18 protein-coding genes are annotated in these 25,388 nt (G+C 56.5%); 9 read left to right on the top strand and 9 right to left on the bottom strand.

What is annotated here, in order from left to right:
• Positions 1-77: 77 nt before the first annotated feature.
• Complete coding sequence (locus tag HP564_RS00950; protein WP_371239323.1) at positions 78-1,058, bottom strand: glycosyltransferase family 2 protein; 981 nt, start codon at positions 1,056-1,058, stop codon at positions 78-80.
• A 770-nt stretch (positions 1,059-1,828) separates the two neighbouring features.
• Between HP564_RS00950 and ssuE the strand changes: the two genes are divergently transcribed.
• The 5 genes from ssuE to ssuB are packed head-to-tail and all read left to right on the top strand — an operon-like array spanning position 1,829 to position 6,087.
• On the top strand, positions 1,829-2,380 hold the full coding sequence (ssuE, locus tag HP564_RS00945; protein ID WP_371240612.1) for an NADPH-dependent FMN reductase: 552 nt from the start codon (positions 1,829-1,831) through the stop codon (positions 2,378-2,380).
• Between the two features lie 13 nt (positions 2,381-2,393).
• Positions 2,394-3,344, top strand: a complete 951-nt coding sequence (locus HP564_RS00940) for a sulfonate ABC transporter substrate-binding protein (protein ID WP_371239321.1) — start codon at positions 2,394-2,396, stop codon at positions 3,342-3,344.
• A 10-nt stretch (positions 3,345-3,354) separates the two neighbouring features.
• Entirely contained in the window at positions 3,355-4,500 is a 1,146-nt protein-coding gene (gene ssuD / locus HP564_RS00935) for an FMNH2-dependent alkanesulfonate monooxygenase (RefSeq protein WP_371239319.1), read from the top strand.
• A 10-nt stretch (positions 4,501-4,510) separates the two neighbouring features.
• Positions 4,511-5,302, top strand: a complete 792-nt coding sequence (ssuC, locus tag HP564_RS00930) for an aliphatic sulfonate ABC transporter permease SsuC (RefSeq protein WP_371239317.1) — start codon at positions 4,511-4,513, stop codon at positions 5,300-5,302.
• Positions 5,299-6,087, top strand: coding sequence for an aliphatic sulfonates ABC transporter ATP-binding protein (gene ssuB / locus HP564_RS00925; RefSeq protein ID WP_371239315.1), 789 nt, complete (start codon positions 5,299-5,301; stop codon positions 6,085-6,087). Before ssuC ends, ssuB begins: the two co-directional genes overlap by 4 nt.
• 187 nt (positions 6,088-6,274) lie before the next feature.
• Here the strand turns inward: ssuB and pepN are convergent, their stop codons facing one another.
• Positions 6,275-8,890, bottom strand: a complete 2,616-nt coding sequence (gene pepN / locus HP564_RS00920) for an aminopeptidase N (protein WP_371239313.1) — start codon at positions 8,888-8,890, stop codon at positions 6,275-6,277.
• Positions 8,891-9,131: 241 nt separating this feature from the next.
• Between pepN and pncB the strand changes: the two genes are divergently transcribed.
• The 4 genes from pncB (at position 9,132) to HP564_RS00900 (ending at position 14,692) form a co-directional block, all read left to right on the top strand.
• Positions 9,132-10,337, top strand: a complete 1,206-nt coding sequence (pncB, locus tag HP564_RS00915; protein WP_371239311.1) for a nicotinate phosphoribosyltransferase — start codon at positions 9,132-9,134, stop codon at positions 10,335-10,337.
• A gap of 158 nt (positions 10,338-10,495) precedes the next feature.
• Positions 10,496-11,896, top strand: coding sequence for an asparagine--tRNA ligase (asnS, locus tag HP564_RS00910; RefSeq protein ID WP_371239309.1), 1,401 nt, complete (start codon positions 10,496-10,498; stop codon positions 11,894-11,896).
• A gap of 301 nt (positions 11,897-12,197) precedes the next feature.
• The gene (gene ompF, locus HP564_RS00905; RefSeq protein ID WP_371239307.1) at positions 12,198-13,304 is read left to right on the top strand and encodes a porin OmpF; all 1,107 of its coding nucleotides are present in this window, start codon (positions 12,198-12,200) and stop codon (positions 13,302-13,304) included.
• Between the two features lie 197 nt (positions 13,305-13,501).
• Positions 13,502-14,692 (top strand): amino acid aminotransferase, encoded by a 1,191-nt coding sequence (locus tag HP564_RS00900; RefSeq protein WP_371239305.1) that lies wholly within the window; start codon positions 13,502-13,504, stop codon positions 14,690-14,692.
• Between the two features lie 40 nt (positions 14,693-14,732).
• Here HP564_RS00900 and HP564_RS00895 read toward each other — a convergent pair whose 3' ends face one another.
• The 7 genes from HP564_RS00895 to cmoM all read right to left on the bottom strand — a co-directional run bounded on the left by HP564_RS00895 (position 14,733) and on the right by cmoM (position 25,375).
• Positions 14,733-15,362, bottom strand: coding sequence for an MBL fold metallo-hydrolase (locus HP564_RS00895; RefSeq protein ID WP_371239303.1), 630 nt, complete (start codon positions 15,360-15,362; stop codon positions 14,733-14,735).
• Between the two features lie 39 nt (positions 15,363-15,401).
• The gene (locus HP564_RS00890) at positions 15,402-15,950 is read right to left on the bottom strand and encodes a DUF882 domain-containing protein (RefSeq protein ID WP_371239301.1); all 549 of its coding nucleotides are present in this window, start codon (positions 15,948-15,950) and stop codon (positions 15,402-15,404) included.
• A gap of 188 nt (positions 15,951-16,138) precedes the next feature.
• Complete coding sequence (gene ldtD / locus HP564_RS00885) at positions 16,139-17,947, bottom strand: L,D-transpeptidase (RefSeq protein WP_371239299.1); 1,809 nt, start codon at positions 17,945-17,947, stop codon at positions 16,139-16,141.
• Positions 17,948-18,101: 154 nt separating this feature from the next.
• Complete coding sequence (gene mukB / locus HP564_RS00880; RefSeq protein WP_371239297.1) at positions 18,102-22,577, bottom strand: chromosome partition protein MukB; 4,476 nt, start codon at positions 22,575-22,577, stop codon at positions 18,102-18,104.
• Entirely contained in the window at positions 22,574-23,290 is a 717-nt protein-coding gene (gene mukE / locus HP564_RS00875; protein WP_371239295.1) for a chromosome partition protein MukE, read from the bottom strand. The genes mukB and mukE overlap by 4 nt, the downstream gene beginning before the upstream one ends.
• Positions 23,271-24,593 (bottom strand): chromosome partition protein MukF, encoded by a 1,323-nt coding sequence (gene mukF, locus HP564_RS00870; protein WP_371239294.1) that lies wholly within the window; start codon positions 24,591-24,593, stop codon positions 23,271-23,273. The genes mukE and mukF overlap by 20 nt, the downstream gene beginning before the upstream one ends.
• Positions 24,590-25,375, bottom strand: a complete 786-nt coding sequence (gene cmoM, locus HP564_RS00865; RefSeq protein ID WP_371239292.1) for a tRNA uridine 5-oxyacetic acid(34) methyltransferase CmoM — start codon at positions 25,373-25,375, stop codon at positions 24,590-24,592. The genes mukF and cmoM overlap by 4 nt, the downstream gene beginning before the upstream one ends.
• Positions 25,376-25,388 lie beyond the last annotated feature (13 nt).

Genomic DNA, 25,388 nt, shown 5'->3' with positions numbered 1-25,388 from the left:
CAGTGAAAAAGTAAAAAAACATTTATCAGCGACACAGATAAGGTATGGCAGGCCGACGAGTCGGGCGAAGGCGAAAATCAGGACGCCTTTTTCAGCTCTTTTGCCACTTTATATTTCTGCAGCTGAATAAAGAGACGCGGGCGATTAATCAGCAACCACTCTTTGGCGTTGACAGGCTTATGCTGACCCCCCAGAAAACGAATCGCATTAATGACATATTCCGGCACTGCCGTTCCGTTATAAAGCGACAGATAAATCATCAGACGGAACGAGTGCAGCAGGTAAGCTTTTTCCAGCTGTGATTTCACGGGTGAATTATCGAGCCCCTGCTTGAGAATGCCGTAAGTTTGCATAAAGGCATTGTAGCGCTGCTGGAAATAACTCTCTCCTTTATGGCTGTTAGTAAGCGAACCGCTGCGCACGCGCTGGCTGTAGTAGCTATGCTGGCTTACCCATGCCTGACGCGCATAAATGAATACCGAGAGCGTAAATTTATGATCTTCATGCACACGGTCGATAAAGCGCAGCTTGTGCTGTGCAATAACGCTTTTTTTCACCGCATAGTTCCAGGCGGCCGAGGTGTAGGAGCCGTTCTGCAACAGACGTGCCAGTACCTGATGTGGCGACTGCAAGCCAAACCGGTCGTGGCGCACCTTGGGTCGGGTCACGGCTGGCTGACCATCTTCAAACATGTGGGAACTGAAGCAGAAGAGATCGACATCTGGATGGGCCGCTGTGACCTGCTGTAGTTCAGCAATAAAGCCGTCTGGCACGATGTCATCGGGATCGCAGAAAAACAGAAACTCACCCCGCGCGGCTTCAATACCGGTATCGCGTGCCTGACCTGCACCGCCGTTAGGCGTGGTAATGATGCGAACCTCTGGTCGATGGCCGTAAGTCTGTTGCAGCAGCGCGAGCGTGCCGTCAGTGGAACTGTCGTTAACAATAATAATTTCGTCTGTCGCGGTAATCTGACGCAGCAGGGAATCGACACATTCGACGATATATTTTTCCACGTTATAGGTGGGAATAATGACTGATAGCAGCGTCTTCACCATAAATCTTTCTCTGGAATCAATGGAAGAAAAAAAGCACAAGGGTTACACAATTATTGAAACTGCGTTAAAAAATTAAGCGCGTTTTTTAAACGAAAGCTCAGCCTCTGCATAAGTGGGCGATCAGTATAGGCAGAAGGTTTTTTGTATTAACAGGGCCAAACCTTTATTAGGACATTGCCTTAAAAAGTAATCTATCACCTGGCGTAAAGTATCGGGCACGAAACAGGTGGATCACATCTTTATCTTCACCTCCTCTTCTGGCTTTTTTTATGTATGAACGGGGTATAAAAGTGACAAAACATTTCTGTGAAACGCGGTTTTAATAATTACTGCAAACGCTTTCGGCTTTTATTCAGCCTGCCGCCTGGCGTTTATCTGATAAAACAGCCGCGACGTTAAGGTACAGCGCTCTCTTTCCGGTCATTAACGCTGGCTAGCGATAACCAGGTCAGCAGGCAGGGTATGAACAAAAGGCCAGCCAGCTTTTTAGGAGTATTCTCTCTGACTGGGGGTCAGGCAGGATACTTTTATTGCTATTAATTAAACGTTAATAAACTATCACTCTGGTACTGTCACGGCCTTTTAAGATTAATCGTACGCCATCCACCGTTCTCACTTTTCATCTGCTGTCCTTTTCTCTGCCTCTTTTTGCACATTTCACCTTTGCATTGCTGGATAAATCATTTAAGCCCATCTGCCCGCTCTGTCAGGATGTGACCATCAGTTCTCAACAATAGCTAATCAATAACTTTCAGTTATAAGGAGTAATGATGCGAGTTATTACGCTAGCTGGCAGCCCGCGTTTTCCATCACGTTCAACCTCACTGCTTATCCTGTGCCAGCGCGCGCTGGAAGCGCGCGGCGTTGAAGTGATCCCCTGGAATATCCAGAACTTTCAGCCGGATGATTTAATCAGTGCGCGTTTTGATGCCCCTGCCCTGCTGGCGTTGCGCGAAGACTTACTCTCTGCTGACGGAGTCATTGTTGCCACACCGGTCTATAAAGCCTCTTTCTCCGGCGCGCTAAAGACGCTACTCGATTTACTGCCGGAACGTGCGCTGGCGCATAAGGTGGTATTACCCCTTGCCAGCGGCGGCAGCGTCGCCCATATGCTGGCGGTCGACTATGCCCTTAAGCCGGTCCTGAATGCGCTGAAGGCGCAGGAGATCCTGCATGGCGTCTTTGCCGAAGACCATCAGATTACCCACTACGATCGCCAGCCAGAACTGCAACCCGCGCTGGCGCGACGACTGGATGAAGCGCTTGAGGCGTTCTGGCTGGCGCTGACCCGTCATCATCACCCTGTGGCTCAGGCTGTTTAAAGGAAGCACGCATATGAAAAGGATCACCGGCTGGTTACTCGCTGCGCTTAGTCTGGTTGCTTTGCAAACCCAGGCGACAGATGCCCCCGCTCAGATTCGCATTGGCTACCAGAAAGGTTCCGTCAGCATGGTGCTGGCAAAATCCCACCGGCTGCTGGAGCAGCGCTTCCCTGCAACCAAAATTCAGTGGATTGAGTTCCCCGCCGGTCCGCAGATGCTGGAGGCGCTGAACGTTGACAGTATCGATTTAGGCAGCACCGGCGATATTCCCCCGCTGTTCGCCCAGGCAGCTGGCGCTGACCTGCTTTACGTTGGCGCTGAGCCGCCCAAGCCTAAGGCAGAGGTGATTCTGGTGGCGAAGAACAGCCCGCTAAAAAGCGTTGCCGACCTCAAAGGAAAAAAGGTGGCCTTTCAGAAGGGCTCCAGCTCGCACAACCTTCTGCTGCGCGCGCTTCAGCGTGAGGGATTAAGTTTTAAGGATATTCAGCCGGTTTATCTGACGCCCGCCGATGCGCGCGCCGCGTTCCAGCAGGGTGATGTCGATGCCTGGGCTATCTGGGATCCCTACTATTCTGCCGCTCAGCAGCAGGGCAATGTGCGCGTCCTTGCCGACGGCAGCCAGCTTAATCTGACCGGCTCTTTCTATCTGGCGACACGTCAATTCACCGAGCAGAACGGCGCGTTTGTACAGCAGGTGCTCGATACCTTTAGCCAGGCCGACGCCCTGACGCTAAGCCAGCGCGACCAGAGCATCGATCTGCTCGCCAGCGCCATGGGCCTGCCAAAGCCGGTCATTGCCAGCTATCTCGACCATCGCCCGCCGACCCATATCTCACCGGTTAGCGCACAAACCGCAGCGGCACAGCAGCATACCGCGGACCTGTTTTATACCAGTCATCTGGTGCCGGTAAAACTGACCATCAGCGATCGCATCTGGCATCCCAGCGCCACAACTATTCAGTAAGGAGTGAATGATGAGCCTATCCGTATTCTGGTTTCTCCCGACGCATGGCGACGGACACTATCTCGGCACCTCAGAAGGCGCGCGTCCCATCGACCATAGCTATCTTCAGCAGATTGCGCAGGCAGCAGACCGTCTGGGGTTTGGCGGCGTGCTAATCCCGACCGGTCGCTCCTGTGAAGATGCCTGGCTGGTCGCCGCCTCGCTGATCCCGGTTACGCAGCGTCTGCGTTTTCTGGTTGCACTGCGCCCCGGTGTCATCTCACCCACGCAGGCCGCACGCCAGGCCGCCACGCTGGATCGCCTCTCCAGTGGCCGTGCCCTGTTTAATCTGGTCACGGGCGGCGATCCGGAAGAGCTGGCGGGTGACGGCGTCTTCCTCGATCACCATGAGCGCTATGTCGAGTCAGCAGAGTTCACCCGCGTCTGGCGTCGCGTACTTGAGGGTGAAACGGTCGACTACGAAGGGAAGTATGTCAAGGTGCGCGGTGCGCGCCTGCTGTTTGAACCGGTACAACAGCCACGTCCGCCGCTGTGGTTTGGTGGCTCTTCAGAACCGGCACAGGATCTGGCCGCTGAGCAGGTCGACGTTTACCTCACCTGGGGCGAACCGCCTGCCCTGGTTAAAGAGAAGATTGAGCAGGTGCGCGCCAAAGCTGAGGCGCAGGGTCGCAAAGTGCGCTTTGGCATTCGCCTGCACGTGATTGTTCGCGAAACTAACGACGAAGCCTGGCGCGCCGCCGATCGTTTGATTGCCCATCTGGATGACGCCACCATAGCCAAAGCCCAGGCCGCGTTTGCCCGCACCGACTCAGTGGGTCAGCAGCGCATGGCAGCCCTGCACAGCGGGCGTCGTGACCAGCTGGAAATCAGCCCGAACCTCTGGGCGGGCGTCGGTCTGGTGCGCGGCGGTGCCGGTACTGCGCTGGTGGGTGACGGCCCTACCGTTGCGGCACGCATGCAGGAGTATGCCGATCTCGGTATTGAGACCTTTATTTTGTCCGGCTATCCGCATCTGGAAGAGGCCTATCGCGTTGGCGAACTGCTGTTCCCGCACCTCGATCTGGCGGTGCCGCCGATCCCGCAACCGCGCGACCTGCAGGCGTTCGGCGAAACCGTTGCCAACGATTTCCGCCCGCAAAAAGTCTCTCAGAGCTGAGGAAAAAATCATGGCGAAAACCACGCAACGTATTACTCACCCGCTGGTGCCCTGGCTGTTCCCTGCTCTGCTGGTCGTAGTCTGGCAAATAGCCTCGCAGACCGGCCTGCTCTCGACGCGTATTCTGCCGTCGCCGGAAAACATTGTCGTCACCTTCTGGAATCTGGCGGCCAGCGGAGAGCTGTGGCAACACCTCGCCATCAGCGGCTGGCGCGCCCTGATCGGCTTTAGCATCGGCGGCTCTGTCGGTTTGATTTTAGGTCTGATCACCGGCACCTCACGCCTCGGCGAGCGGTTGCTGGATACCTCCGTTCAGATGCTGCGCAACGTGCCGCATCTGGCGCTGATCCCGCTGGTCATTCTCTGGTTCGGCATCGATGAGGCGGCGAAGATTTTTCTGGTGGCGCTTGGCACGCTGTTCCCGATCTATCTCAATACCTATCACGGCATCCGTAATATCGATCGTGGCCTGGTTGAGATGGCGCGCAGCTATGGCCTGTCGGGCTGGAGCCTGTTTATTCAGGTGATCCTGCCCGGCGCCCTGCCCTCCATCATGGTCGGCGTGCGTTTTGCGCTTGGCCTGATGTGGCTGACGCTGATTGTCGCCGAAACCATTTCGGCCAACTCCGGCATTGGTTATCTGGCAATGAACGCCCGTGAGTTTCTGCAAACCGATGTCGTGGTGGTGGCGATCATTCTTTACGCCCTGCTCGGCAAACTGGCGGACGTTGCCGCCCTGCTGCTGGAGCGCATCTGGCTGCGCTGGCATCCAGCTTATCAACTGAAGGAGGAGAACGCATGAGTAGTCACTTCTCTCCGGCACGCCTCAATACCGGCACGCCGGTTGGTGTAAACGGCGTGACCAAGCAGTATGGCGATCGCACCATTCTGAACCATATCGATCTGCACATTCCCTCTGGCCAGTTTGTGGCGGTGGTCGGGCGCAGCGGCTGCGGAAAGAGTACCCTGCTGCGCCTGCTGGCGGGTCTGGAGCAGACTACGCAGGGCGAGCTGCTGGCGGGCAATGCGCCGCTGCACACCGCACGCGAAGATACGCGCCTGATGTTTCAGGACGCGCGTCTGCTGCCGTGGAAAAGCGTGATCGATAACGTTGGGCTGGGGCTGAAAGGCCGTGAATGGCGCAGCGCTGCGCTGGAGGCGCTGGAGGCGGTTGGCCTGGCGGAGCGCGCCAGCGACTGGCCTGCTGCGCTCTCCGGCGGACAGAAGCAGCGCGTGGCGCTGGCACGCGCTTTAATTCACCGTCCGGGACTGCTGCTGCTTGATGAGCCGCTCGGCGCGCTGGATGCGCTGACGCGTATTGAGATGCAGGGGTTAATTGAATCGCTGTGGCAACAGCACCACTTTACGGTACTGCTGGTAACGCACGACGTCAGCGAAGCGGTTGCGATGGCCGATCGTGTGCTGCTGATCGAGGAGGGTCAGATTGGGCTCGATTTGCTGGTGGACTTGCCGCGTCCGCGTCGTCGCGGATCGGTCAGGCTGGCGGAGCTGGAGGCGGAGGTGCTGGATCGCGTGATGCGCCGCAGCGAAAGCGAGCAGCCGGTGCGCTACGCCCACCAGCGCTAAAATATTGGCGGAAACACGGGGTCAGACACCCACGCGGATGCATGGTCCGATCGCATAGACGCTCAAGGCATCCCTGCGCGCTCGTCCCGCGACATCTCTTGCGCGGGACGTTTTGCTCTTCGGCCCATGCTACCCGCGTTTCAACTCTTCTGCGGTGTGTAAGGCGGGGTTTACCCGCCTTTGCCGTTTAAGCGTTCAACGCGCGGGTGATTTTCTCATAGAGGTCGCCCGACAGCTTATCCAGCCCCTGCAACGTCTCCAGCGCCTGGCGCATCAGCGCCTGACGATCGGCGTCGTAACGCTTCAGGCGAATCAGCGGCTCAATCATCCGCGCCGCTACCTGCGGGTTGCGGGTGTTGAGATCGGTGAGTATCTCAACCAGGAACTGATAGCCGCTGCCATCTTTAGCGTGAAACGCCGACGCATTGCCCGATACAAATGCGCCAATCAGCGCCCGGATGCGGTTAGGGTTACTCAGGGTAAATGCGCGGTGATGCATCAGCTCACGTACCTTCTGCAACACATCTGCTGCGGGGCTGGTGGCCTGCAGCATAAACCACTTATCCATCACCAGACCATCCTGATGCCAGCGTTCGTCGTAGTGTGCTAACAGCGCATCACGGCAAGGAAGCTGCGCCGCCACTGACGCCGCCAGTGCCGCCAGCGCATCCGTCATATTGTTGGCCTGATGGTACTGCGCCTGTACCAGCTTATCTGCCAGCGTCGCCTCACCAAATGCCAGATAGTACAGACAGACGTTTTTCAGCGCGCGGCGTCCCATCGCCTCATGCTCAATGCGGTATTCCTCCTGCTGGCTGGCGTTAAAGACAGCATAGAATTCGTCGGCCAGTTCGGTTGCCAGCGTGCGCACCAGCGCTTCACGCACCACCGTGATAGCCTGCGGATCGATCACTTCAAACAGCTCGGCGATCTCATTTTCGCCGGGCAGCGTCAGGATCAGCGCAGTCAGCGCCGGATCGCTGCTTTCATCCAGCAGTACCGCGCGGAAGGCATCGGCGACGTGCAGCGGCAGCGACAGCGGCTGGCCCTGCTGATGGCGTGCGACATTAAGGCGAATATAGGTGGCGAGCAGGCTCTGCGCCGCGTCCCAGCGCGAAAAATCGTTGCGGGCGTGGCGCATCAGGAAGGTCAGCTGGGCATCGCTCCATTTATAGTCAAGCTTCACTGGCGCAGAGAACTCGCGCAGCAGCGACGGCACCGGCTGGAAGTGGACATTGTCAAAGATAAAGGTCTGAAACTCCTCGGTGACGTTCAGGACATGGTGCACCGGATGGCCATTATGCTGTAACGGGATCACCTTTCCTTCGTTGTCGTAGAGTTCAATGTCGAGCGGAATATGCAGCGGCAGTTTCTCTTTCTGATCGGCAGTGGGCGGCGTCTGCTGAGTAACATGCAGCGTGTACTGCTCCAGCTCCGGGTTATAGTCGTCGCGCACCGTCAGCACCGGCGTACCGCTCTGGCTATACCAGCGGCGGAACTGCGACAGATCGACGTTTGAGGCGTCTTCCATCGCCTGTACAAAGTCATCGCAGGTCGCCGCACTGCCGTCGTGGCGCTCAAAGTAAAGCTGCATCCCTTTCTGGAAATTCTCTTCGCCGAGCAACGTGTGCATCATGCGGATCACTTCCGATCCTTTCTCATAAACGGTCAGGGTGTAGAAGTTATTCATCTCCATTACCTGATCCGGACGGATCGGATGCGCCATCGGGCTGGCGTCTTCAGCGAACTGCGCGCCGCGCATAACGCGTACGTTATCGATGCGATTAACCGCACGTGAGCCAAGATCGGAGCTGAACTCCTGGTCGCGGAATACGGTCAGCCCCTCTTTCAGGCTGAGCTGGAACCAGTCGCGGCAGGTGACGCGGTTGCCCGTCCAGTTATGGAAATATTCGTGGCCGATCACCGCCTCAATGCCGAGATAATCTTTATCGGTCGCGGTTTCCGCCTTCGCCAGCACATATTTAGAGTTAAAGACGTTCAGGCCTTTATTCTCCATCGCGCCCATATTGAAGAAGTCGACGGCGACGATCATAAAGATATCAAGGTCATATTCCAGGCCGAAACGCTCCTCGTCCCACTTCATACTGTTTTTCAGCGAGGTCATGGCCCAGTCGGCGCGGTCGAGATTGCCGCGATCGACAAAGATCTCCAGCGCTACGTCACGGCCAGAGCGAGTCCTGAAGCTGTCGCGCAGCACGTCAAAGTCGCCAGCCACCAGCGCAAACAGGTAGCAGGGTTTCGGGAAGGGATCGTGCCATTTAACCCAGTGCTTGCCCTGCCCGGCTTTGCCGCTGTCGATGCGGTTGCCGTTGGAGAGCAGATAAGGATAGCGCGCCTCATCAGCGATGACAGTGGTTGTGAATCGCGCCAGCACGTCCGGGCGATCCAGATACCAGGTGATATGACGGAAGCCTTCAGCTTCACACTGGGTGCACAGCCCCTCGCCAGACTGGTAAAGCCCCTCCAGCGCGGTATTTTTATCGGGATGAATATCGTTCACGATTTTCAGGGTGAACTGGGACGGCAGCTGGCTGAGAATCAGCGCGCCCTCTTCTTCGCGCCAGGCGTGCCAGGGTGTGCCGTCTACTTCGATGGCGATCAGGGTTAACGCTTCACCATCAAGGCGCAGTTCAGCCTGCGCATCGGCCAGCCGTTTGATCTGGCTGACGGCTGTCACGCGGGTGACGGCAGGGTCCAGCTCAAAGGTCAGATCGATATCGGTAATGGTGTAATCCGGCGCACGATAGTCGTGGCGATATTTGATTTGGGGCTGTTGCGTCATATTCCGTCTCGCATTGTTATAGGTTTACCGCCAAAGTCTAAGCGCGTTGCCTTTAGCTTGCCATGCACAATGCACGTCTCGGCATAAATAGCTACAATTCATTAACAACGGCACGTTTTACCCTCGACCTGCAGACGTGAAATATGCTGTGATCAGCCACAGTTACTGATTTATACTCCTGCGTCTTTATGACTTTTACACACCGGGCTCTGCGCCGCCGAACAGGATGCTGAAACGCACCATGACAGGACATGCTTCCCCGATACTGACTTCACTGCTGGATACTGATGCCTACAAGCTTCATATGCAGCAAGCCGTTTTCCACCGTTATTATGATGTCACGGTGTCGGCTGAGTTTCGTTGCCGCGGCGACGATCTGCTTGGTCTCTATGCGAATGAGATTCGCGAGGCCATTAACGCCATGCAGACGCTTGCGCTGACCGATGACGAATATACGTATCTGTCCAGCCTGCCCTTTTTCCGCGCTGACTACCTCAACTGGCTGCGCGACTTTCGCTATAACCCTGCACAGGTAGAGGTGCGCAACCGCGACGGCCATCTCGATCTGCGCATTGAGGGCCCCTGGCGAGAAGTGATTCTGTGGGAAGTGCCACTGCTGGCGCTGATCAGTGAAGTGGTGCATCGTCATCGCTCGCCACAGGTCGGCGCACAACAGGCGGTTGACCACCTCCAGCAAAAGCTGGGCGCCTTTCATCACGCCGTCGCGGATACCGATATGTCTCGCTTCCGCCTGATGGACTTCGGCACGCGCCGTCGCTTTTCTCAGGATGTGCAGCGCGCCATCGTCTCAACGCTGAAGCAGGATTTTCCCTGGCTTATCGGGACCAGCAACTATGACCTGGCGCGTCGACTGGCGCTCACGCCGGTGGGTACGCAGGCACATGAGTGGTTTCAGGCTTTTCAGCAGATCAGTCCGGTGCTGGCAAACAGCCAGCGCGCGGCGCTACAGGCCTGGCTCGATGAATATGACGATAAGCTGGGCATTGCGCTGACCGACTGCATCGCGATGGATGCCTTTTTACGCGACTTTGGGGTTAATTTTGCCAGCCGCTATCAGGGACTGCGTCATGACTCCGGCGATCCGATCGAATGGGGCGAAAAAGCGCTGGCACACTATGCCTCACTCGGCATCGATCCGGGAAGCAAGACGCTGGTCTTCTCAGACAATCTCGATCTCGATAAAGCGCTGGCGCTCTATCGCCACTTTGGTCAGCGCACTAACGTCATCTTCGGTATGGGTACGCGGCTCACCTGCGATATTCCCGGCGTCAGGCCGCTCAATATTGTGATTAAACTGATGGAGTGCAACGGCAAGCCGGTTGCCAAGCTGTCTGACAGCCCGGGGAAAACGATCTGCCGCGATCCCGCCTTCGTGCGCGCCCTGCGCAAAGCTTTCGAGCTGCCGCTGGTGAAAAAAGCGAGCTAACTCTCTCTTTATCGGGGCGTTGATGCGTCCCGCTTCTGTTGTAATTAATCTCACCTGACGCGGGATTTTGCTTGTTTCCTTGCGACTCGCAAGTAACATAGCAAAACCCCGGTCTGGGGAACTGTTTAAACTCACTTCTTCTATATAGAGAGATATTTATGAGCGTAGTGCCTGTAGCGGATGTACTGCACGGTCGCGTCGCGGTTGACAGTGAAGTCACCGTACGTGGTTGGGTGCGTACCCGAAGAGATTCAAAAGCCGGTCTTTCCTTCGTCGCCGTTTATGACGGTTCCTGCTTTAATCCCGTTCAGGCTGTCGTGAATAATTCTCTGCCTAATTATCAGGAAGACGTTCTGCACCTCACCACGGGCTGTTCCGTTATCGTGACCGGCACCGTGGTCGCGTCACCGGGCCAGGGTCAGGCGTTTGAGATTCAGGCTACCCGTATTGACGTCACTGGCTGGGTAGACGATCCCGATACCTATCCGATGGCCGCGAAACGTCACAGCATTGAATATCTGCGCGAAGTTGCGCATCTGCGCCCGCGCACCAACCTGATTGGTGCCGTAGCGCGCGTGCGCCATACCCTGGCGCAGGCGCTGCACCGCTTCTTTCATGAAAACGGTTATTTCTGGGTTTCTACCCCGCTGATCACCGCATCAGATACCGAAGGTGCAGGTGAGATGTTCCGCGTTTCCACGCTGGATCTGGAAAACCTGCCGCGCACGCCGCAGGGCACCGTTGACTATAACGAAGATTTCTTCGGTAAAGAGGCATTCCTGACCGTTTCTGGTCAGCTGAATGGTGAGACGTATGCCTGTGCGCTGTCCAAAGTTTATACCTTTGGTCCTACTTTCCGGGCGGAAAACTCTAACACCAGCCGCCATCTGGCGGAGTTCTGGATGCTGGAGCCGGAAGTCGCCTTCGCCACGCTGGATGATGCGGCGGCGCTGGCTGAAGCCATGCTGAAATACGTCTTCAAAGCCGTACTGGAAGAACGCGCTGACGATATGGCCTTCTTTGCTGAGCGTGTAGACAAAGACGCAGTTAATCGTCTTGAGCGGTTTGTCTCTACTGATTTTGCTCAGGTCGACTATACCGACGCCATTACTATCCTGGAAAAATGCGGTCAGACTTTTGAAAACCCGGTTTCCTGGGGCATTGATCTCTCTTCCGAGCACGAGCGCTATCTGGCCGAGCAACACTTTAAGGCACCGGTAGTAGTGAAAAACTATCCGAAAGACATTAAGGCGTTTTATATGCGCCTGAATGATGATAACAAGACCGTGGCGGCAATGGACGTACTTGCGCCAGGCATCGGCGAAATTATTGGTGGCTCACAGCGTGAAGAGCGTCTTGACGTGCTGGATGCGCGCCTCGAAGAGATGGGCCTGAACAAAGAAGATTACTGGTGGTATCGCGACCTGCGCCGTTACGGCACCGTGCCGCACTCTGGCTTTGGTCTGGGCTTTGAACGTTTGATCGCCTATGTCACCGGCGTACAAAATGTAAGGGACGTTATCCCTTTCCCACGTACACCGCGCAATGCGAATTTCTGATTTTAACCATTAATCATAAGAAATTCATATATATAAAGAGACCGGCACTGCCGGTCTTTTTTTATTTTTGTAAAGTTAGAGTTCTCTCACAAAGTTCCCGTTAATTTACATCCTGAAATACAAATTTGCTTTTTGAAACCAGATTACGAGTTTAGTAGCATTTTCAGGGTGGAATATCCCGCTTCGGGATGGAAAGATGCGTGCAGACACAGGAAGACACCAAACTTCTCTCAGGGTTCCGTAACGGTTTCTTGACGGCAGTGGCAGGTGTCCGAATAAACTCCAATGAGGGTAATAAATAATGATGAAGCGCAACATTCTTGCAGTGGTTATCCCTGCTCTGTTAGCTGCTGGTGCAGCAAACGCAGCAGAAATCTATAATAAAGACGGCAACAAACTGGATCTGTACGGTAAAGCGGTTGGTCTGCACTATTTCTCTGATAACGACGGCAACGACGGCGACAACACTTACGTACGTTTTGGCTTTAAGGGTGAAACTCAGATTAATGACCAGCTGACCGGTTACGGCCAGTGGGAATACAACGTTCAGGCTAACAACTCTGAAGGTTCAGACGCGCAGGACGGCAACCGTACTCGTCTGGGCTTTGCTGGTCTGAAATTCGGCGACGCGGGTTCAATCGACTACGGTCGTAACTACGGCGTTGTTTACGATGCAATCGGCTGGACCGATATGCTGCCAGAATTCGGTGGCGACTCTGGCTACTCAGACAACTTCATGAACGGTCGTAGCACCGGTCTGCTGACTTACCGCAACAAAAACTTCTTCGGCCTGGTTGATGGCTGGGACTTCGCGGCTCAGTATCAGGGTAAAAACGATCGTGACGAAATTCGTCGCGCAAACGGCGACGGCTGGGGCCTGTCAACCTCTTACACCTCGCCGATTGGCCTGGGTATCGTAGGCGCATACAGCAGCAGCGACCGCACCAACGCACAGGCAGCTGGCGTTGCTGACGGCAACGGTAACCTGGTTGGCCAGGGTAAACGTGCTGAGAACTGGGGCACAGCGGTTAAGTATGACGCCAACAACGTCTACCTGGCGGCTTACTACGGTGAAACCCGTAACTCTACTCCGTTCACGCTGACCACTGCGGCTGGCACCAACACCACGGCTTTCGCCAACAAAGCACAGAACATCGAGCTGGTTGCACAGTATCAGTTCGACTTCGGTCTGCGTCCGTCTCTCGCCTATGTTCAGTCTAAAGGCAAAGACATCGACGGTATTGGCGATGCTGACCTGGTTAAATACATCGACGTGGGCGCAACCTACTACTTCAACAAAAACATGTCGACCTATGTTGACTATCAGATCAACCAGCTGGATGACAACAACCGCCTGGGTCTGAACACTGACGACACCGTCGCTGTAGGCCTGGTTTACCAGTTCTAAGTTAGCGATCGCAGAAAAAACGGAGCTCTGGCTCCGTTTTTTTATGCCTGTTATCCGCCGCGCCGCCATAGCGCGCTCTTCAGCACGCCAGATGCACAGGGCCGCAACGATTTTTTGCGTTAACGGTTGGCAATGCGCAGTGCTGACGTTAACCTGAAGGCTCTTTTCGTTAAAGTTCACGCTACTGGACACGACTCATGTTTGAATCTATCTCTGCGGCACCTGCCGATCCTATTCTCGGGCTGGCCGATCTGTTTCGCGCTGACGATCGTCCGCATAAAATCAATCTCGGCATCGGCGTCTATAAAGATGAAACCGGTAATACGCCCGTACTGACCAGCGTAAAAAAAGCTGAACAGTACCTGCTGGAAAACGAGACGACGAAAAACTATCTCAGCATTGATGGCCTGGCCGATTTTGCTCGCTGCACGCAAGAGCTGCTGTTTGGCGCAGAGAATTCACTGATTGCTGCTGGCCGTGCGCGTACGGCGCAGACGCCTGGCGGCACCGGCGCGCTGCGTATTGCCGCTGATTTCCTGGCGACGCAGACCAGCGTCAGGCGCGTCTGGGTCAGCAATCCGAGCTGGCCAAACCATAAAAACGTGTTCAACGCCGCCGGACTGGAAGTGTGCGAATACGCCTACTATGATGCGGAAAACCATACGCTCGACTTTGATGGCATGCTTGCTGCCCTACAGGAAGCGAAAGCCGGCGACGTGGTGCTGTTCCACGGCTGCTGCCATAATCCGACCGGTATCGATCCGACTGCAGAGCAATGGCAGCAGCTGGCGCAGCTTTCTCAGGCCAAAGGCTGGCTGCCACTGTTTGACTTCGCCTATCAGGGCTTCGCGCGCGGTTTGAATGAGGATGCAGAAGGCCTGCGTATTTTTGCTGCCTCGCATCAGGAGCTGATTGTTGCCAGCTCTTACTCTAAAAACTTTGGTTTATACAATGAGCGCGTAGGGGCTATCACGCTGGTGGCGGCAGACGCCGCAACCGCAGAGACCGCCTTTAGCCAGGTTAAGTATACTATCCGCGCGAACTACTCGAACCCGCCAGCGCATGGCGCGGCGGTCGTGGCGACTATTCTCAGCAATCAGGCCCTGCGTACCATCTGGGAACAGGAGCTGACCGACATGCGTCAGCGCATCCAGCGCATGCGTCAGCTGTTTGTGAACACGCTGGCGGAAAAAGGCGCAAAGCATGATTTCAGCTTTATCATTCGACAAAATGGCATGTTCTCATTCAGCGGACTGACGAAAGATCAGGTTGTTCGCCTGCGTGAAGAGTTTGGCGTCTATGCGGTCAATTCTGGTCGCGTGAACGTCGCGGGCATGACGCCAGACAATATGTCGGCGCTGTGCGAGGCGATAGTGGCGGTGCTCTGAGCATCGCCTCTGAAGCAAAATGGGCCATCAGGCCCATTTTTTATTGCAGGAAAGGATTGCTGATACGCTCGCGCCCCAGCGTTGAGGTGGGGCCGTGGCCGGGAACAAAGGTGACGTCGTCGCCTAGCGGCAACAGCTTGCCCTTAATCGAGGCGATCAAATCCTGGTGGCTCCCCTGGGGGAAATCCGTGCGTCCAACCCCCCCCTGAAAGATGACATCGCCCGAGATGAGTAATCGGCCAGCGCGGTCGAAAAAGACGATATGTCCGGGCGTATGGCCAGGCGTATGCAGGATCTCCAGCGTCACCTTCCCCACCTGAACGCTGTCGCCCTCCTCCAGCCAGCGCGTCGGCGTAAAAGGCGCGCATTCTGCCAGGCCAAACATCTGGCTCTGCACAGGCAGCGCCTCCAGCCAAAACGCATCCTGTTTTTGCGGACCGACAATGGGCACCTGATAATGCTCAGCCAGCTCGGCCGCTGCGCCCACATGATCCAGATGACCATGCGTCAGTAAGATTTGCGCAGGTTTCAGGTTGAGCTGCTGAAGCGCGGCGACAATTTTTGCCGCATCGCCGCCGGGATCAACCAGAGCAGCTTCACGCGTCGTTTCGCACCAGATAACGGAACAGTTCTGCGCAAAGGCGGTAACAGGAATAATGTGGTAGTTCATAACGCTCCATGACCGGCACACGCAGCGTTGCCGGCGTCGTTACCAGTGCCGTACTGGCCCGGTATCAATATGAACGAAGTTGCTGCGAGGGTAATATCCTACACCACCCGCGCGCATTGTTAAGGCAGCTTTGCGGATGTTATTTAGCGCGATACCTTCAATATGAAAATCCATCGCCTGCCCTTTGGTATGGTAGCTATGCTTCGCTACGCCAGGACCGCTTTCACGCAGCATGTTGTTAGTGGCGAGTGAACGATAGCCAGAAATCAGCTGAATGGGCTTGCGGGTCTCCAGCAGCGCCTGAAGCCGATAGATTTGGTCAAACAGATGCGGGTCGATGCTTTTCGTCAGATTGGCACGATAATCGCGAAAAAAGTGGTTCAGGCGCGCAAGTTCGCTTTTATCGTAACTTTTCCCATTAAAAAACTCAGTTTTAAGGGTTTCACCGGTGTGAAGATTGCTCAGCGTCAGTACGCGTGGACGGGAGGTGGAAAGCGAAGCCATAGCTGCATTGGGCAGCAGCGCCATCCCGGCCGCAGCCGTTCCGCCAATAAGCAATTTGCGACGTGTAAGATTAAAACTGGACATGAAAATCGGTTACCTGAGGTTGAAGCCAACGAAATGTGCAAAAACCGCACAAGGCCGAACCTTAACTGCCAGTCAGGGTGACGTCAACCGGGCTTACACAGGTTTGTGCGGCGATCCACGCTGGGATCGCCGTTCTGGAACATGTTTCGCAGATAAAAGGAAGTAGAACGAGGGTTTGAAATCAATGATTAGAGTAGTAGCTGACCTGCACGCGCCAGAGTCTGACTGCCTGATCGAGCCGGATTATCATAATTGTAAATATCTGTTCGAAACTGCGGCTTGCCATCATCAGCGACCCAGGCAGTCAGATAGTAGAGATTCACCGGAATACGATGGCGGATCGGCACATAGCGCGTATCTCCCTGTTTTAGCTGATCGGAAATACGCGAATCGTTCCATCCTGCATCCTGCAACAATAAGCCCGCCAGCTCTGAGGCTTTATTGACGCGTACGCAGCCAGAGCTCAGCGCACGGATATCACGCTGAAACAGCCCATGATTAGGCGTGTCATGCAGATAAATTGCATCGGAACTCGGCATGTTGAATTTATAGCGGCCCAGCGAGTTTGTACTCCCCGGAGCCTGACGCAGGCGATACGGGAAGGATGACGCCGATACCATACTCCAGTCAATCATGCTGGGATCAATCACCTCTGCATCGGCGCTCCAGCCGGAAAGCAGCGTATAGCCATGCCGGTAGAGATAGCCCGGATCCTGCTTCACTTTAGGAATGATATCCTGACGCACCAGGGTCGTCGGCACGTTCCACGGCGGGTTGAGCACGACGTTATTCAGCGCGCTACGCATCAGCGGCGTTTTACGGTCGGGACGTCCGACAATCACGCGTGAAGAGAGGATCTTGTTGCCGTTGTTGTAGTAGGTCAGCGAAAAATTAGGAATGTTGACCATAATGCCGTTATGCATATCATCCGGCAGCAGGCGCAGACGCTGAATATTGAGCGCCAGCAGCGAGGCACGCAGCTGCGGCGTCACGTTGAGCCACTCGCGCGTGCGTGGGCCAATAGCCCCGTCGCTGCCTAGCCCCTGCCACTGCTGGAAGCGTTTCACCGCATCCACCAGCGTCGCATCATAGATATTATCGCTGCCTGCCTCTGTGAGGCTGCTCTGTACGTTACCTGCTACTTCTGGCGTCTGCGCAGCAAGATCCCCTGTACTGGTCGCAGAGGGGCTCACCACCGCAGGCTGACCGCTCTGACTCACCGGCACCCGCGCCGTGGGTACCGCATCATCAGCAGGCGTAGGCGGAGTGGTCCGGGCAGCAAGCATACCGGTACGCTGTAAAATCTCGCGCAGTGCGGGGACGTCGTCACTGACCTGGCCGGGACGCAAGGTTTCCCGGTTTTTCAACTGTGGCCAGGGACGTGAGTCGGTCAGCAGCTGCTTCAGCGCGGCATGCATCGGTGCATATTGTGGATGCTGTGGCACCAGCGAAGCGATAAAGGTCGCTGATGCACCTGACTGCACGGCATTTTGCCACTGGTTAATCACCGACACCGACGGCAGCGTGAGTTTGTAGGGAACATTGCTGTAGAGCCAGCTTTCACCCTGAGTGGGAACGCTGGAAACAAACTGAAGATACCCTAACATCGCGTCGCTGAGCACAATATCACGCGCAAAACCGCTGATAGCCGGGTCGGTCAGACGGTTGACCCAGCGGGTAAACTGCGGCTGAACGCCAGACATAGCGACTTCCGCCAGCTGCTGCTGGAACTGCTGGACAGCTGTGCGATCCTGCCACACAGGCTGCATATTATGCGCCGCATAGAGCGATGCCAGCGACGCCAGATAGAACGGCGGTTCTTTACCCGCCATCGCCTGCACGATGCGCCGCTGGCTTTCACCGACGGACAGGGTGCCGTGCGACGTGCCGGGTAACGCAGCAATAACCGCTGCCTGAGTGAACTGCAAAGGTGAAAAAGCCAGCGCCAGCGCCAGCATCGAAAGAGCGTATTTTTGTGTTTTACTGGTCAGCAACATCCCTGCCCCCTCATCTGTTTACCACGCAGCGTTTCCTGTATTCGCTGCAACTGGGCTGTTACTCGTATCCTGAGTATACAAATAAAAAACGGCATTTGCCTCACAGGGCAAATGCCGTTTACAGATTACTCAAAGCGGTAAAAGTTGACCAGATTTACCCTGCTGAGTTTTCCGCCTCCAGACGGGTTTCCTCTTCGCTGTCGCGGCGGGCAGGTGCCGGATCGGCAGAGAACCCCCGCAGGCCGACAACGTGAACGTGTTCAGTGTTGTTGAACACTTTACGGACCAGTTTATAAGTGGTGCCTTTTTCCGGACTGATATTTTCCGGCGCGGCAATGACCAGCTGCATCTCAAGACGTTCGCAGAGTTCAAACAGCGTGGCGATAGAACGGGCATCCAGTCGGGCGGCTTCATCAAGGAACAGCAGGCGGCAAGGCGAAATATCTTTGCCGCGCAGACGGCGCGCCTCCTCTTCCCAGCTCTGCACCACCATCACCAGAATAGACATCCCGGTACCGATCGCTTCACCGGTTGACAGCGCCCCACTCTCGGCGCGCAGCCAGCCGTCGGAGCCACGGTTAACCTCAACTTCCATCTCGAGATAGTTACGGTAGTCCAGCAGCTCTTCGCCAATGGTTTGCGGCGTGCGCTGCCCCATATCAATCTGCGGGTTCAGACGCTGATAGAGTTTCGCCAGCGCCTCTGAGAAGGTCAGACGGTTACTGTTAAACAGATCCTGATGCTGCTCATGCTCTTCCGACAGCGTATCCAGCAGCGTGGCGTGGGCCTCACGCACGTTCACGTTAAGACGCACGCTGCGCACCTGGCCGAAGCTTACCATCTGCAGTCCCTGATTAAGCTGGCGGATACGGGTCTGCTCGCGCTGAATGGTTTTGCGAATGATGTTTGCAACACTGCGTGAGCTGATCGCCAGCGTCTGCTCGCGTGCGGTCAGCTCTTCGGTCAGGCGGTTCAGCTCAATCTCCATCTGCTCGATCGCCTCAACCGGATCGTCGGTGCGAATAATATCCTGACGGATACGCTCGCGCAGATGTTGATAGACGGCGATAAAGAACCGAATTTTGCGCTCTGGCCGTCTGGGATCTTCTGACAGGCGCAGCACGTCACGCAGGTGTTCGTTATCTGCCACCGCCAGACGCAGCGCGCCCAGCGCCTTATCCGACATCGAGCGCAGATCGTCGCCGCTCAGATAGGCCAGCTCGCGACGGTGCAGCCGTCGCTCAACGCCGTTCTCTTTCACCAGACGCAGTACCGTACACCAGCCCGCTTTGGCGCTGACGACCTGTTCGCGAATGCGGTGGTAGTCACGCTCCAGCACGCGCAGCCGTTTTTGCAGGTTCTCCATCTCCGCTTCGCAGAAGGTCAGCTGCTTTTCCAGCTGGTTGCGGCGCGCGCGGTTGTGGCTCAGGGCGGTGTAGAGTTCATCGCGGCGAATACGTGCGCGCTCTTCCGCGCTGGCATCGGCGTGCACGCCAATATCCTGCATCTCCTGCTGAAGCTCTTTCAGCATGTCGCGTTTGGTATCGTGCGAACTCTTCAGCGAGGCCAGCACCTGGCTATACTGCGTCAGCTGTGCCCGCTGTTCGCGCAGACGGTCGCGCGCGCGGCTGCGCTCAGCTTCCGCCTGCTCCAGCTGGCGACGCAGCTTGTCGCTGAGATCGTTATTGCCGTTGAGCATGCTCGCCGAGTCGCTGTAGCTGAAGTGGGCGCGACGCTGCACCACTTCTGTCAGGGCAAATGCCTGCTGGCGCGCGATGCGCTGCTGCTGCTGCGCCTGCTGGTAGTCAGCCTGCAACTGTTCATGCTGTTCAGGATCGCTCTGCAATACCCCAATCAGCGATTCAAGTTTCGTAAGTTTTGCGCCGTGCTGATGCAGGAACCGTGAGGCTTCCTGGGCGACCTCGACCTGTTCACGGATCTCTTCACAGCGGTCGGCCAGCGTATCGTCCAGCAGCAGGCTGACGCGCGGCAGCAGGCGGTTAAGCTGCGCCACGCCCTCTTTGGCCAGTTCGTACTGCTGGCGCTGCTGCTGGTTGTCACTTTCATGCTGGTTCAGTGCCCGCTCAAGCTCGGTACGACGGCTGGTTAACTGGCGAATGTGCGCTTCGGGATCGTCCTCGAAAGCGACCGCCAGATGGCTGCCGATAAAACGGCTGAAGGACTGGTGCAGACGCTGCGTTTTTTGCACGTCGAACGACAGCGTGGCGTAGCGTTCTGCCAGACGATCGCGTTCAGCGTGCAGTTGCTCAAGCTGGCTCTCACGCGCCGCACGGCCAAACAGCGGCACTTTTGGAAAGCGCGAATAGCGCCACTGACGCTCTGCAACCTTCACCACCACCGCGTTTTGCAGCTCTTCCACCGCGAACACGCTGTCGTCGAATGACTGCGGATCACCCTCGATCAGATAGAGATCTTCCGGGCAATCCTCCAGACCGTCGAGCTGCTCACGGATCAGCGACAGATCCGGCACCACGATGGCATGGCGCGACGGGCCATAAAGCGCGGAGAAATAAGGCGCATCATCCAGCGTCACGTCATCATAAATTTCAGACAGCAGCACACCGCCAAAGCGTTCTGCCAGCTGTGTCAGGCGCGCATCTTCTGCGCCGCCGGGCTGGCTGAGACGCTCAATTTTGCGTTCCACGGCGCGTTTGCGTGCCGCAACATCGTCACGCTCAACCGTGGTTTCACGCTCGCGCTCCAGCAGTTGCTGCATAAATTCTGTGACCTGCTGGCTGCTTTCCAGCGCCTCACCGGTCTGCTCGCTCAGCTGCGTCAGGATCTCCTGCGCCGCCAGCCAGTGTGGCGCGCGCGCCGTCAGAGTAGCAATACGCTCGCGCAGCGTTTCCAGCTCCTGACGCATCGTCATGCGGCGCTCACCCGCGTCAGCCACGCTGGCGTTAAGCTGTTCAATTTGCGCTTCCAGCTCACTGTGCAGCCCTTCCAGCGCGTCGGCATCATAATGCGTACCCTGGCGCTTGCAGAACTCTGCCAGCAGGCGTTCAGCATCGTGCTGTTCGCGCAGGCGCTGTTCCAGCTCGTTCAGGCGCAGGCGCAGCGACGATAGCTGATCACTGTAGTGACGCTGATTAGCGGCGTCACGCAGCAGCTCGCGGCCGGTTTGCCAGGCGTCCTGGCGCGGTACGCTGCCTGCAATACTGGTGACCAGCGCCAGCGCCTGCTCAAACTGACTGTGTGCTGCTTCCGCAACGCTCAGCTTCTGTTCCAGATGCAGCAGCGTTGCTGTCGCTTCCTCTTCGGTCGCCTGGAAACGCGCCTGCCATTCGTCGGCATTATCAATAGTCAGATCCGGCAGCTGGCAGAGCGTACGGGCGCGCTCAAGCGCCTGCAGTGCCTGCTGATACTGGATCGCGCGCGTCTGCTGAACATCGAGCGCCTGCTGAAAATCAGCCAGCTGATTTTTCAGCTCGTCCACCTCCAGCTCCGCCGCTTCGGCGCGCGCTTCAATCTCTTCCTGGGCTTCACGCGCCTCGGCCACCACTTCGTTCTGCTCTTCCAGACGAATCGTCAGCTCTTCCAGATCGGCGTCGTAACGCTCGATTTTTTCCTGCTGGCGCATGGCGGTCTGCACCAGGTTAAGGTGATCGCTGGCAGCCTGATAATCAGCCTCAAGGTCACTCTCTGCGCCGCCGTGTTCGGCCAGTTCGCGCGCCATCTCAATGTGGCGATACTGCTCTGAGGCCAGCTGCTTGCGGCTGGTAAAAAGTTCGCTGCGCAGCTGCAAGGCACTGTCGAGGTGAATGCGACGCTCGTTAGCATGACGCATATAGTCCGCCGACACATAGCTGGTGGCTTCCGAGATCAGATGCTTAAACAGATCGCGATCGGACTGCGTCACGCGGATCGCTTCCAGCGTCATGCGGTTTTCGCGCAGCGCCGCTTCCATATCCTGGAACGCTTTGCGCACGCCGCTGTTTTCCGGCAGCAAATAGTCGCGCAGCGAGCGGGTAATGGCACTGGAGATCCCGCCATAGAGCGACGCTTCAATCAGACGATAGAATTTGCTGCGGTCGCCCGCAGAGCGCAGGCGACGCGGCACGATACCGTGCTCGAACATCATCGCGTGATAGTCGGTGACCGAGTTGAACTGGCGGAACTGCACGCCTTCCTGTGCTTCAACGCGCTCTTTGACTTCACTCAGCGGCAGCACGCGTGCCTGCCGGCTGTTCATGATCTCGGTCAGCATGTCGGTGGGCTGGCTGTCCATCGGCAGTCCGTGAATGCTGAACGGTTTGATATCGACCTTTTTGTCGCGGCCTGCGACCTGCTGCAGGCGCACACCGGCAACCACGCGCTGATGGCGGGAGTTAATGACGTCCAGCACCGCATAGCAGACACCCGCCCGCAGTTTGCCGTGCAGCCCCTTATCGCGTGAGCCGCTGGTCGCACCCGCTTCGGTCGTGTTGCGAAAGTGCAGCAGCGTCAGATCGGGGATCAGCGCCGTGACAAACGCGGCCATGGTGGTGGATTTACCCGCGCCGTTGCCGCCCGACAGGGTGGTTACCAGTTCGTCGAGATCAAAGGTGCGGGCAAAAAAGCCGTTCCAGTTGATCAGAGTAAGCGAACGAAATTTTCCGCGTTCAATCATGCCTGTTCTTCCTCCGCGCGCTCACTCGCGTCGCTGTCAATATCATCCTGCTCTTTGGTAGCGCTGACGCTGTCGAGCGTCATGGCTTCGCCGTCGCGGATCAGGCGCAGCTGCGCCTCACGCGGATCGTCACCGCTGCGCACGTCAGCACCAAAGCGGAACACCGACTCGGTAATGCGGAATTTACTGCTGTCGTTACCCATAAACCACACCATGCCCAGGCGACGCAGTCGGCTCAGCGACGCACGCATTTTTTCCTGCAGCCTGGCGCGGTCGAGATCGGAACCGGTTGAACGCTGATTCACCAGCCTGAGCAGTTTGCTCTCATCGGCCAGCGTCAGCAGTTCGTCATAGAGCTCTTGCTGGGTAAAAATGCCTTCGTTCGCCAGGCGTTCCGGGCTGAGGTAGAGATAACAAAGTAGTTTACCTACCATCATATCCAGCTCGGAGAGCACCGAACGTGGGATCAGCGTTGTTGAGCGTGGACGCAGGTAGAAAAAGCCTTCCGGCGCGCGGATCAGCTCCACATGGTAGCGGGCGTAAAACTCTTCCAGAAAGGTCTGGTAATCCATCAGAAAAGCGTGCTGATCCAGCTCTTCAATGCCGATATGGCGGCCGGCACGTAACTGACTGTCGAGCGCGGGAAAAACTGGATTCGCCAGTGCCTGTGCCAGCTTAAGCGGCATCACTTGTTCAATATTTGTCGATGACATGTGCCTGCACCTTGGCTCCGTAATCATTGATGGCCTGCCACTGGGCGGGCAGACCGGCTAAATCGGCTTCGGCCACGCCAAGGCGTACCGCCTGATCGACGACGATACGCGCCAGATCAAAATGGCGCGCGCGCGGATACTGGGCGAGATAATCGCGCATCACCGTGGCGAGGTTGAGCGGTTTCTGCTCGAGTTTGTAGCTGAGCAACGCCTCTTCAATCATCGCCGCCAGCTGTTCACGGATCTCGTTGAACTCCTCATACTCCAGCTCGGCGGGAAGTTCGCCCATCACTTCGTCATTGCGCAGCGTGAGATCTTCATCGCGCATGTCAAACAGACGATCGGCGTTGGCGTAGGTCAGCGCCCAGGGCTGGTCAAAGTAGTTCTGCACCGACTGACGCAAGCGCTGCGCAAAAACGCGGTTCTTGTCCATATCAATGGCCGTTCGAATAAATTTATGGACGTGGCGGTCATAGCCAATCCACAGGTCAATCGCCTGCTGGCCCCAGCTGATAATGCGGTCCAGCTTGCTTTGCAGATCGAATACCAGCTTGTCGACAAAGCCGAGATCGGGACTGTTGAGGGTGGCATCCTGAATGCGCAGCAGATTAGCCTGGAGCTTGTCGCCCGCGGCCTCCAGCGTATCCTGGAGTTCACGCAGCGTGCCGGAGGTTTCCGACAGCAGCATTTCACAGCTTGAAATAGCCGCGCGCCAGTCTTTGTTCAGCAGCTCAGCGATGTCATTTTTCACCGCCTGCTGCTGTTCATCCATCAGACGCTGTGTCATATCGATGCTGTCAAAAATCTCCGCCACGGAGTATTTCAGCGGAGCGAAGACGTTGCGGTGCCAGTGAAACTCGTCGCCATCCTCGTCCGCTGCATCGGCAGCACGCTTAAGCTCGCCTGCCACAATCGACAGCTGCATCGAGAGGCGCAGCGTGGAAAATTCGCGCTGACGAATGTAATAGTCCGTGATGCCAATCGCCAGCGGCGTAAGGCGGTAGATGGCGTGCCCTTCTGTCATCTCGCTGGTAAAACGATTGATAAGGCGCTGGCGCACCATATCGTTAATGGCATTGTTAGCGCGCACCACCACGGTTTCATGGGTTTGCTCAAAGGCTTTACTGACGTGATGAAAGGCATCAATAAGCTCGCCTTCGCTCATTTCGCCATCCATGCGCTCGCCATTAAGGGTCGCAATGGCCAGCAGAAAGGCCAGACGATCGACCGGCAGCGCAAGCGAAAAATCGTTCTTGCGCGCCCAGCTGACCAGCTCGGGTACCGTCTGGGAAAATTCACTCATAGTTCGTCCTTCTGCCCTGGTTTACGCGCGGTTACGTGAATGTAACGTCCCAGGCTTAAAAAGGGTTCCTGGCGACAATAGCGTCGCTCCATCTCAAGAATACTTACGTCGCCGCCGCCGTCTGCCGGTGGCGCTTTCATGTAATCGCTAAAGACGCGCACACCGGTACGCTGCTCAATGTCGAACCCACATGCGGTAAGCCAGCGGTAGACATCTTCAGGATCGCGTGGGTAGTCCGGCGACAGTGAGCGCTTTTTCTGTTTGGCCATATTGACCCGCAGATAACCGAAGTTACCCAGCGTCAGGTTGCGAAATACCAGGCTGTGGCGGTTAAAAAACATCAGCGACATGACGCCACCTGGTCGCAGCGCGTCATAGAGCGCCTGCAGCGCTTTTTCCGGCTCGGCGACCCACTCAAGCACAGCGTGAAACAATACCAGATCCACAGGCGTATCCAAATGTTCAGCCACCTGCTGGACTGCGAATTGTCTGAATTGCATGTTATGGCTCACATCCTGGGCGTCAGCATGCTGCTGCGCACGGCGCAGCATCTCTGCCGACAGATCGCATAACAGGATTTGATGCCCCCGCTGCGCCAGCCCGCAGGAGATTTGTCCCAGGCCACCGCCCGCGTCCAGCACGCTCAGGGGAGCTGAGCCAAGCGTAGGCAAAATGGTCTCCAGCTCATCCCAGAGGATCGCCTGACGCACGATCCCTTTGGTGGTGCCGTAAATGTTTTGCGAAAATTTTTCCGCGAGATCGTCAAAGTTACGATCCTGCATGGCGTGGGCTCCG

The organism is Pantoea sp. KPR_PJ (genome assembly GCF_041386365.1).
Lineage (GTDB): Bacteria > Pseudomonadota > Gammaproteobacteria > Enterobacterales > Enterobacteriaceae > Pantoea.
This window is presented reverse-complemented; position numbering and strand designations above follow the sequence as displayed.